Source organism: Moorena sp. SIO3E8 (assembly GCF_010692445.1).
GTDB lineage: Bacteria > Cyanobacteriota > Cyanobacteriia > Cyanobacteriales > Coleofasciculaceae > Moorena > Moorena bouillonii.
This window is the reverse complement of record NZ_JAAHHM010000201.1, coordinates 1-9,075: the sequence shown is the minus strand read 5'-3', so window position 1 is coordinate 9,075 and position 9,075 is coordinate 1. Positions and strand designations below refer to the sequence as shown.

General features: G+C 43.7%; 8 protein-coding genes and 1 pseudogene. 3 read left to right on the top strand and 6 right to left on the bottom strand.

Annotated features, from left to right (window positions below; genetic code table 11):
- Window positions 1-114: 114 nt before the first annotated feature.
- From F6K46_RS36285 to dhaM, 3 genes are all read right to left on the bottom strand, one after another.
- The gene (locus F6K46_RS36285; RefSeq protein ID WP_293067366.1) at window positions 115-1,308 is read right to left on the bottom strand and encodes a transposase; all 1,194 of its coding nucleotides are present in this window, start codon (window positions 1,306-1,308) and stop codon (window positions 115-117) included.
- A 334-nt stretch (window positions 1,309-1,642) separates the two neighbouring features.
- The gene (locus tag F6K46_RS36280; RefSeq protein WP_293067363.1) at window positions 1,643-2,713 is read right to left on the bottom strand and encodes a putative PEP-binding protein; all 1,071 of its coding nucleotides are present in this window, start codon (window positions 2,711-2,713) and stop codon (window positions 1,643-1,645) included.
- Window positions 2,714-2,854: 141 nt separating this feature from the next.
- Complete coding sequence (gene dhaM, locus F6K46_RS36275; protein ID WP_293117924.1) at window positions 2,855-4,072, bottom strand: dihydroxyacetone kinase phosphoryl donor subunit DhaM; 1,218 nt, start codon at window positions 4,070-4,072, stop codon at window positions 2,855-2,857.
- 372 nt (window positions 4,073-4,444) lie between these two features.
- Between dhaM and F6K46_RS36270 the strand changes: the two genes are divergently transcribed.
- Window positions 4,445-4,762, top strand: coding sequence for a hypothetical protein (locus F6K46_RS36270; protein WP_293067358.1), 318 nt, complete (start codon window positions 4,445-4,447; stop codon window positions 4,760-4,762).
- Entirely contained in the window at window positions 4,759-5,067 is a 309-nt protein-coding gene (locus F6K46_RS36265; protein ID WP_366510864.1) for an aspartyl protease, read from the top strand. The genes F6K46_RS36270 and F6K46_RS36265 overlap by 4 nt, the downstream gene beginning before the upstream one ends.
- A gap of 675 nt (window positions 5,068-5,742) precedes the next feature.
- On the opposite strand, the gene F6K46_RS36260 is transcribed toward F6K46_RS36265, so the two are convergent.
- Complete coding sequence (locus F6K46_RS36260; RefSeq protein ID WP_293067355.1) at window positions 5,743-6,279, bottom strand: GrpB family protein; 537 nt, start codon at window positions 6,277-6,279, stop codon at window positions 5,743-5,745.
- 210 nt (window positions 6,280-6,489) lie between these two features.
- Between F6K46_RS36260 and acs the strand changes: the two genes are divergently transcribed.
- Window positions 6,490-8,460, top strand: a complete 1,971-nt coding sequence (gene acs, locus F6K46_RS36255) for an acetate--CoA ligase (RefSeq protein ID WP_293067352.1) — start codon at window positions 6,490-6,492, stop codon at window positions 8,458-8,460.
- An 81-nt stretch (window positions 8,461-8,541) separates the two neighbouring features.
- Here the strand turns inward: acs and F6K46_RS36250 are convergent, their stop codons facing one another.
- A complete protein-coding gene (locus tag F6K46_RS36250) occupies window positions 8,542-8,835 on the bottom strand; it encodes a hypothetical protein (RefSeq protein WP_293067349.1) in 294 nt (97 codons plus the stop codon).
- 76 nt (window positions 8,836-8,911) lie between these two features.
- Window positions 8,912-9,075 (bottom strand): annotated as a pseudogene (locus tag F6K46_RS36245) (IS4 family transposase); the annotation flags it as partial.

Sequence of the window (9,075 nt, the reverse complement as noted above, 5' to 3'; positions counted from 1 at the left end):
CACTCGGATTTCACGAGGGTTGGTATTTCACCAACATGGTTTTCAAGTTATCAAGGTTTGACCCTTGCGGCTAGTCCCCCAAATCCTTTATGGATAAGGTTTATAGCCAACGAATCACACAGCTTTACTGCCGACGGAATGCCCTACCGCCAACTTCAATATATTTTTTGCCGCATTCACATCACGATCTTCGATGTACCCACAAGAAGGACAAGAATGGATGCGGTCTTTTAATTTCTTGGGTACTTTGGTTCCACAATTGGAACAATTTTGGCTGGTGTTTTGGGGGTTTACCGCAACTGTGACCAAACCAGCATTCAAGGCCGTAGGCCACGCTACGCGAACGGCTTTGTTTGATAATATTGACAGAAATTGACCCCATCCAGCGTCCAATACGGATTTAGCCATTTTAGTTTTGGCTAAACCTTTAATATTTAATTTCTCATGAGCAATTAGATCGTGGTCATCTAATAACCATTTAGCTGTTTTGAAGTGAAAATCTTTCCTGGTATCAGCTACCTTTTTGTGAGCTTTCCCTAGTTTCCTCACAGCTTTCTTTCTATTATTGCTGCCTTTTTTAGACCTGCTGACAGTTTTCTGGATTTTCTTTAATCGTTTTTGAGCTTTCCGATAGTACTGGGGGATTGGTACCTCTGTCCCGTCGGACTTGATCAAAAATGATTTGAGACCCATGTCTATACCAACGGGATTTGATACTTGTTCGATCGGGATTATTTCAGGTACTGTATCATCCTGTAACGACAAGGTCACGTAGTATCCATCAGCTTTGCGTGTAACTGTGGCAGTTTTAATCTTGAATCCGTTTGGAATTGGCCTATGGTAAACCATTTTTACCCATCCAAACTTGGGAAGGTTTAACTTGTTTCCCTGAATAGGTTTTTTAGAAAAAGCAGAGAAAACTAAAGACTTATACCTGCTTTTACTCTTGAACCTAGGTTTACCACTTCTTCTACCATTGGAGTCCCCCTTTAAAAACCTTTTAAAAGCAAGATCGACCCTCTTGACGCAATCCTGCAAAACATTAGCATGGATAGCTTTATACCAATATCTGTCTTTTTTGAGTTGAGGTAGAGTCCTTTTCTGAGAAAAATAATCAGGATTGTCTCGTAACTCAGGTAAATGACAAACAAGAGGACAGGAGTTAATGGAACAACGGTTCTGTTCATACCAGTTAAACCTATCAGCAAGAAGGTAATTGTATTGATGCCTGAGCATGTCAAGCCATCTTTCAATTTCTGTCTCTTGTGACTTCGTCAATCTTAGTCTGTATTGATACGCTGTTCTCATTGACTTCTCCTGTTTTTCGACCTACTATAAGTAGAACATTCGTAGTAACAATTGTCAATCCAGATGAAAAGTCAAAAACTTGTAGTTAGAGTTACCGAATTTGAAAAAAGGCAATTACAAGAAGAAGCCGACAGGAGAGGAATGACCTATTCCGAGTTACTCAGAAGCTTTATAGCTCGCCTCCCCCTCCCGTGCATACTCTGTGCAAAATTCCTCTCTGGAGACGAAACCTGATTGTTAGTGGAGCCAAAATCGGCAAAGTTTTAACCCTTTTCAGCCAAGCCTCCTAACCATAAAGGCGACCCTATCCTTACGGTAACTTTAAACACTCATACTACGTATTGAGATGTGGGGCTCCTTTTGCCGGAAAGCTGAAAAAGTCCACTTCAGCCGCTAACTGATCAGCCATGGTTACTGCTGCCGGGACTTCTACCATAATCCCCACTGGCATCTGTTCATTAAAACGATACCCTTCTTGGCGCAACTCGGCTTTAGCCTCTGCTAGGATTTCCTTAGCAGCCCTTACCTCTTCTACTGAAGAAACCATGGGAAACATCACCTTAATATTGTGTCCATAACTCCCTCGTAGAATCGCCCGCAGTTGGATTTTGAGCATCTCTGGACAATCCAAACTCTGACGAATTCCCCGCCATCCTAGGAAAGGGTTAGGCTCTCGGGTGTGCCGATCAGAGGAAGCATCAGAAGACGCTAGATTCAGGAAGGGAATGGGCTTGTCACCGCCAATATCTAAAGTACGAATCGTTAGGGGATGGGTACCCATAATTTCCGCAATGGCTTGATAGGTTGCCAACTGCTCTTCTTCCATCGGAATAGTTAAGCGTTCCAGATAAAGAAACTCGGTCCTAAGTAAACCTATCCCTTGAGCACCACAATCGAGAGCCAATTTAGCATCAGCCTCTCCCAACACATTTGCCATCAAGGGAATTGTGTGTCCATCTTGAGTAATTACCTCCCTAGGTAATTCATCCTTACTGTTGCTCTGTAGCTGTAATTCTTGCTTTTGTTCCTCAGAAGGCTCTACCCAAATTTGACCGGTTGTCCCATCCAGTGCCAACTCCGTACCAGCTGGCAACGACAACACATCCTGACCAACACCAACCACCATCGGTATACCGAGCATATTGGCGATGAGGGCACTATGGGCTGTAGCACTGCCCCTAGCGCAACAGATACCTAGGACTTGGATCGGATTGAGTTGTGCGACCTCAGAGGGAGTTAAATCAGCAGCAACCAGAATACCAGGCTCAGTCAGATCTAGACAGGTTTCTTTCCTATTCGTCAGTAATCGCAACACTCGCCAGCCGACATCGATCACATCATTTCCCCGAGCTTGCATGTAGGAGTCTTCCAGAGTTTGATAATTTGCTACGGTTTCATCGATCACAGTTTTCCAAGCCGCCCCTGCCCATAGATGCTGGTCAACTATAGCAGAAGTCAGAAGTCAGAAGTCAGAAGTCAGAAGTCAAACTCTTGCGCTTACTTAGGTTTGAGACTTTTGTCATGTCCGCGCCTGCCCTGGCGACTGCTATATAATCTGATAAGCTCTATTAACTAGGGCTGGATCTTCTAAGTAGAGCAAGTGAGCCTGAAAAATATCTGCCTGATCGTTAGTAACAGTATTGATCAGGTGTTCAAGTTGCTGTTGTGCTGTTTTAATAGCAAGTTGTAGGGTTTCCCACTCGCCTTGAGGATTATCTGTTTGCTCTTCAATAATCTCTGGAAGTTTGGGTTGGTAGACAATAACCGCTCCCATAGCAATACCAGCAGCAGCGGGAATTCCAACTAACCTATCAAGTGTGACCGATGACGGGTGAAGGGATCGGTTACTGGGAGGGTTAGAATTTTGCTTGATGTCTTTTTTTGCTTTATCTAGTTTTTCCCCAAAATTGTTATCGACTAGCTGCTGCAAAGCTATCAAGGCTAATTCGGCATCTTCTCCTACTGCTTTGATGACTATTTCATCTCCCTGTTGGATACCTAAAAGCATCACATTATTAATGCTTTTTCCATTAACTATATTGCTAGTTTTGGTTAGGTTTTGTAACGTAATTTCCGAGTTAAACCGATTAGCCGTAGTAACCAGTTGCGCAGCAGGACGAGCATGAATTCCCTGTGGATTCTCGATAGTAAGATGGATTTCTTTGGTTGTAGAAGCTGGGATTGTAGACTCTTTAAAATTGGAGGTTGATTTATTCTCAGTACTATCAGTACTATAGGACTTAGGAAGTTTAGTTGGTTTTGCCCCCCTAACCCCCCAAATCTGGGGGGCACTATTCTCAAAGTCCCCCAAGTTTGGGGGATTTAGGGGGCAATGGGTAAGTTGTGTACTATCAACAACTGATAACTGAGAGGCTTTAGCAGTTAAGGCTGATCTAGCTTCAGCAATAACTTGGTCGATATCAGCACCAGCCGCAGCTTGGACAACCGCTGCGATCGCACCTTCCACTAATGGCGCTTCGCACAATCTTACCTTGGGTTTCTGCTCTTCATCCAGAAACTCCAGTGCCATTTCCGCACTGAGCACTGCACTGCCTAGATCCATTAATACCACTACCCCAGCATCGGAGTAAACCGACTCAATGGCGGCTTGGACTTGCAGCACATCGGTACCAAAGGGATTTTCTGGGTCATCAATACCAGCTGCGATCGCAATTGGTACCGATGTCTGAACCATCTGTTGAGCTAATTCCTTGACCCCAGCTGCTAGCTTAGCACTGTGGGAGATTATCACAATTCCAATCATAAGGTATATAAACACCTTTGTATTTGAGTTGTGAACATACTCCCAAAGGCAAGAGGCAAGAGGCAAGAGGCAAAAGGGAAGGCATTGCTGATTAATAGAATGATGGAAAGTAACTGAGGAGTACGCAAATAATCCTAATGGCTGGTGTTATTATGCCCGGTGTTTGTTTGACAGGGGTGAAAATCAGGCAGCGGCTGAAGCTATTCAGAAAGCTGATCATCTATGCTCGAATAATTGGCTAGTTTATGGGGCCTTATATAAGATTTTGAACAAGTCACCCCTTATGCCTTTCTTAGTAGGAGAGGGCGAAATAACCTGAGGGGGGATATTTTTGTTATTATAAACCTATCTACAGCGTTTTGTATAACTCAAATGACATCATCATCTTCCCATCACACTGTAAGGCGAGGACGGGTTTTTCCGGAGAAACGACTGTCTCCTGAAGAAAAAGCCAGAATTCAAGCTGAAGATGCAGTGTTTTATAAGCGTTGTCGAGAGGTCTTTGAGCGAGTACAACCAGAATTGATTCAAGAGCATTATGATTGGTTTATTATTATTGAACCTGATAGTGGGGAGTATTTTATCGATGAAGATAAAAAGGTAGCACTTTCCAAATCCCGTTCTAAACATCCAGGTAAAAAGTGTATTATTATGCAAATTAATGAAACGGGAACTTGTGGCAGAATATGATCCAAGGTGAATTTAATAGTCGAGAGGAGTTATTTTTTGAAATTGGCTTGATGTCTGCTGATGGGGAGGTTTTTCCCGTTATGGCACTGTTAGATACAGGGTTTACAGGTTGGTTAGCTATTGATAATCAAGATGCTGAGAGTTTAGGGTGGGTGCGTAATAATGAACCACAGGATATGCAAACAGCCCAGGGAGAAGCACGGTTTAATTTATATGAGGGAAAGGTGGTTATTGAGGAAGAGGAGTTTACGGTTGAAGTGTTAGGAGGAGATGAACTGGTAAATAGTCTTTTAGGTGTTTTGTAGTTACGAACAAAGCGTTTGGTTGTGGATTTTCCCATGGGAGTGTTAACCCTAGGATAAGCGATTGGCCTATGGCCACGCTACGCGAACACACCTGACAAGATAAGCGATCGCACTTGGTTAACGCACCCGACAAGATAGGCGATCGCACTGGTTTAACACCAGTCGTCGCTGTTACCCTCCGACTCCTGGTCACTTGCGCCATCTGGCGATTATGGATTTATTGTTGGAGGATTTTGAGACAATTCCTAAACCGTTATTGGAGCGATTGTTATCGAAGGAGGTCAGAATGTAGAATTTATAATTTAGAATGAAGAATGAAGAATGAAGAATGAAGAATGGTGAATGAAGAATGGTGAATGAAGAATGGTGAATGGTGAATGGTGAATGGTGAATGGTGAATGGTGAATGGTGAATGGTGAATGGTGAATGGTGAATGGTGAATGGTGAATGGTGAATGGTGAATGGTGAATGGTGAATGGTGAATGGTGAATGGGAAATGAAGAATGAAGAATGAAGAATGAAGAATGAAGAATGGTGAATGAAGAATGAAGAATGGTGAAGGCAGAAGGCAGAAGCCAGAAGCCAGAAGCCAGAAGCCAGAAGCCAGAATTATAAATTTCCAATTCTTAATTCTTAATTCTTAATTCTTAATTCTCAATTCTTAATTCTCAATTCTTAATTCTTAATTCTTAATTCTCTACGCCACTCTGCTGCTTTTCGATCCATCTCTTTGATGAACCAATCTTTTCCATCCATATACGATTCAATATTGTCTGGATATTTATTAGCAAGTTTTCGCTTAAGTTCACCGTATTTCTGGGCATCCTTAGGATGGGCAATCATATAATCTCGAAAGGCTAAGTGACGCTCTACCTGTAGCGAATTAAGCTCAAACATATGAACATGATGTGTTCTGATTCCTATTTGATTATGTTTGCGGAAATAACGACGACCTGGTATGCCGTATTCACCCATTCCTTCATAGCCTATTGTGTCCATCCCTGAACTATTTTCATCTACTTTGGTAATGTCTTTGACTTCAACCAAAATATCAATAATCGGTTTAGCATATAGTTCTGGAATAGATGTACTCCCAATATGGTGTACAGCAACTAAGTTGTCGCCGACGGCAAGGGCAATCTGCTTTGATTCACGCTCAAATTCCTCTCGCCACTTCGGGTCATGGGGAACAACTTCTACTTTGATTGACATAACTACAGCAGTTTTAAATTGGGTGAGGTACTTACTAGGAGTGGGTTTTAGGGAGCAGGGAGCAGGGAGTAGGGAGGAGTAGTAACAAACCAGAAATTAAAGAAATCCAACGATTTGCCCAACTGGGTGACCTGTTCAGTATGGTTTTAATAGACTGAGCCTTGGCTAGGTCTAGACTACCTACTTAGATATCAGTAATTTTCCATAACGATGTCACAACCAACTATAGAATCAATCCTTCAAGAAGAACGGCTGTTCCCGCCACCAGCTGACTTTGCCGAGAATGCCCAGATTAAGAGCATGGCGGAGTATCAGCAACTTTATGAACAAGCCAAAGCTGACCCCCAAGGGTTTTGGGCCCAGCTTGCAGACCAAGAACTAGACTGGTTTCAAAAGTGGGATACGGTATTAGATTGGCAACCTCCCTTTGCCAAGTGGTTTGTTGGTGGGAAGATTAATATTTCTTACAACTGTCTTGACAGACACCTCACTACCTGGCGTCGGAATAAAGCTGCCCTGATTTGGGAAGGGGAACCGGGAGACTCCCGCACCCTAACCTATGCCCAGTTACACCGGGAAGTTTGCCAGATGGCAAATGTGATCAAACAACTGGGAGTCAAAAAAGGCGATCGCGTTGGCATTTATATGCCCATGATTCCCGAAGCTGCTATTGCCATGCTGGCCTGTGCTAGAATTGGTGCTCCCCACACGGTTGTTTTTGGTGGCTTTAGTGCTGAAGCCCTCAAAGACCGACTGGTAGATGCTCAAGCTAAATTAGTAATTACTGCTGATGGGGGCTGGCGCAAAGACAAGATTGTTCCTCTCAAGATCCAAGTTGATAAAGCCTTAGAGAATAATGGCGCACCTACAGTAGAAAACGTCCTAGTGGTAGAACGCACCAAGCAAGGGATTGACATGGAACCAGAACGAGACCACTGGTGGCATGACTTGCAACCGGGAGCATCTGCGGATTGTCCAGCGGAACCCATGGATAGTGAAGATATGCTCTTCATTCTCTACACTAGCGGTACCACAGGTAAACCGAAAGGGGTTGTTCACACTACTGGTGGCTATAACCTCTACACCCACATGACTACCAAGTGGACCTTTGACCTCAAAGAGACCGATGTCTACTGGTGTACTGCTGATGTCGGCTGGATTACCGGACACAGTTACATTGTCTATGGTCCATTGTCCAATGGTGCTACTAGCCTCATGTACGAAGGGGCTCCCCGTCCTTCCAATCCCGGTTGCTTGTGGGATGTAGTAGAAAAATATGGAGTCACTATCTTCTACACTGCTCCCACTGCTATTCGTGCCTTTATTAAGATGGGAGACCAGCATCCCAACGCCCGTGATTTATCGTCCCTACGTATCCTAGGAACTGTTGGTGAACCGATTAACCCAGAAGCCTGGATGTGGTACCATCGGGTGATTGGGGGAGAACGTTGTCCCATTGTCGATACGTGGTGGCAAACGGAAACCGGTGGCTTCATGCTCACCCCCTTACCTGGTGCTACTCCCACTAAACCCGGTTCCGCTACCTTCCCCTTCCCAGGCATTATTGCTGATATTGTAGATTTAGACGGCAATTCAGTTGGGGATAATGACGGTGGTTATTTAGTTATCAAACATCCTTGGCCAAGTATGATCCGTACTGTCTATGGGGATGATGACCGTTTCCGCCGCACCTATTGGGAACACATTCAACCAAAAGATGGGCAATACTTCTATTTTGCTGGAGATGGTGCCAGAAAAGACCCCAATGGCTATTTCTGGGTTATGGGTCGTGTCGATGATGTGTTGAATATCTCTGGTCACCGCTTAGGAACCATGGAAGTAGAGTCAGCACTGGTTTCTCATCCTTCTGTAGCTGAAGCCGCTGTAGTCGGTAAACCTGATGACCTAAAAGGGGAAGATGTCTTTGCCTTTGTGACCTTAGAAGGCAGTTATAGCGCTAGTGACGAACTCAAGCAAGAACTAAAGCAGCACGTGGTCAAAGAAATTGGTGCGATCGCACGTCCTGGTGACATTCGCTTTACTGATGCTTTGCCCAAGACTCGTTCCGGAAAAATTATGCGACGGCTATTGCGATCGCTAGCTGCAGGTCAAGAGGTAGCTGGAGATACGTCCACTCTAGAAGACCGCAGTGTGTTGGATAAGTTACGGGAAGGGGCTTGAAAACCAGGCTTCACGTAAATAGTCAGCTATCAGCCTTGGTCTTTGGCCAAGGGCTGACTGCTGACTGCTGAATGCTTACACTTACTCTTTTACAATAATCGGAATCATGGCTGTCTTGTGTTGAAAGTATAAGCATTCAGTAGGTGGATAAACTTTGAAGATGATGATACCTTTAATATCCTTTTCTGGAACACCTGCTTCAAGAAGATAAGGAACTTGAGTTTCATTGAAAAGAGCTTCCCAGGAATCGTATCTATTCTTGAGAACTCCTGTTGACGTCAAATTACAATAGCTTAAAATTCCACCCTTCTTAAGCAGGGGATAAACCTTTTTGATAAATGGAAATTGGTGGGTGTGTTGTTCATCTGCATTCAAAGGATAAGTATCATAGAAAATACCATCAAATGATTGATCACTAAATGATTCTAAGCTGAGGGGGCGACGAAATAAGCTAAAATGCAGATTCTATAAGCAACCTAGCCCTTATACCTCGTTGATAATACTTTCGTTTATTAGGATTGAGTCTCATTAATTCGGTTACTAATTCTAGACAACAATCCTTAAACTTTACCCAGGTTTGACCATATAAACCAATGTAAAAACTGCTATGTCTCC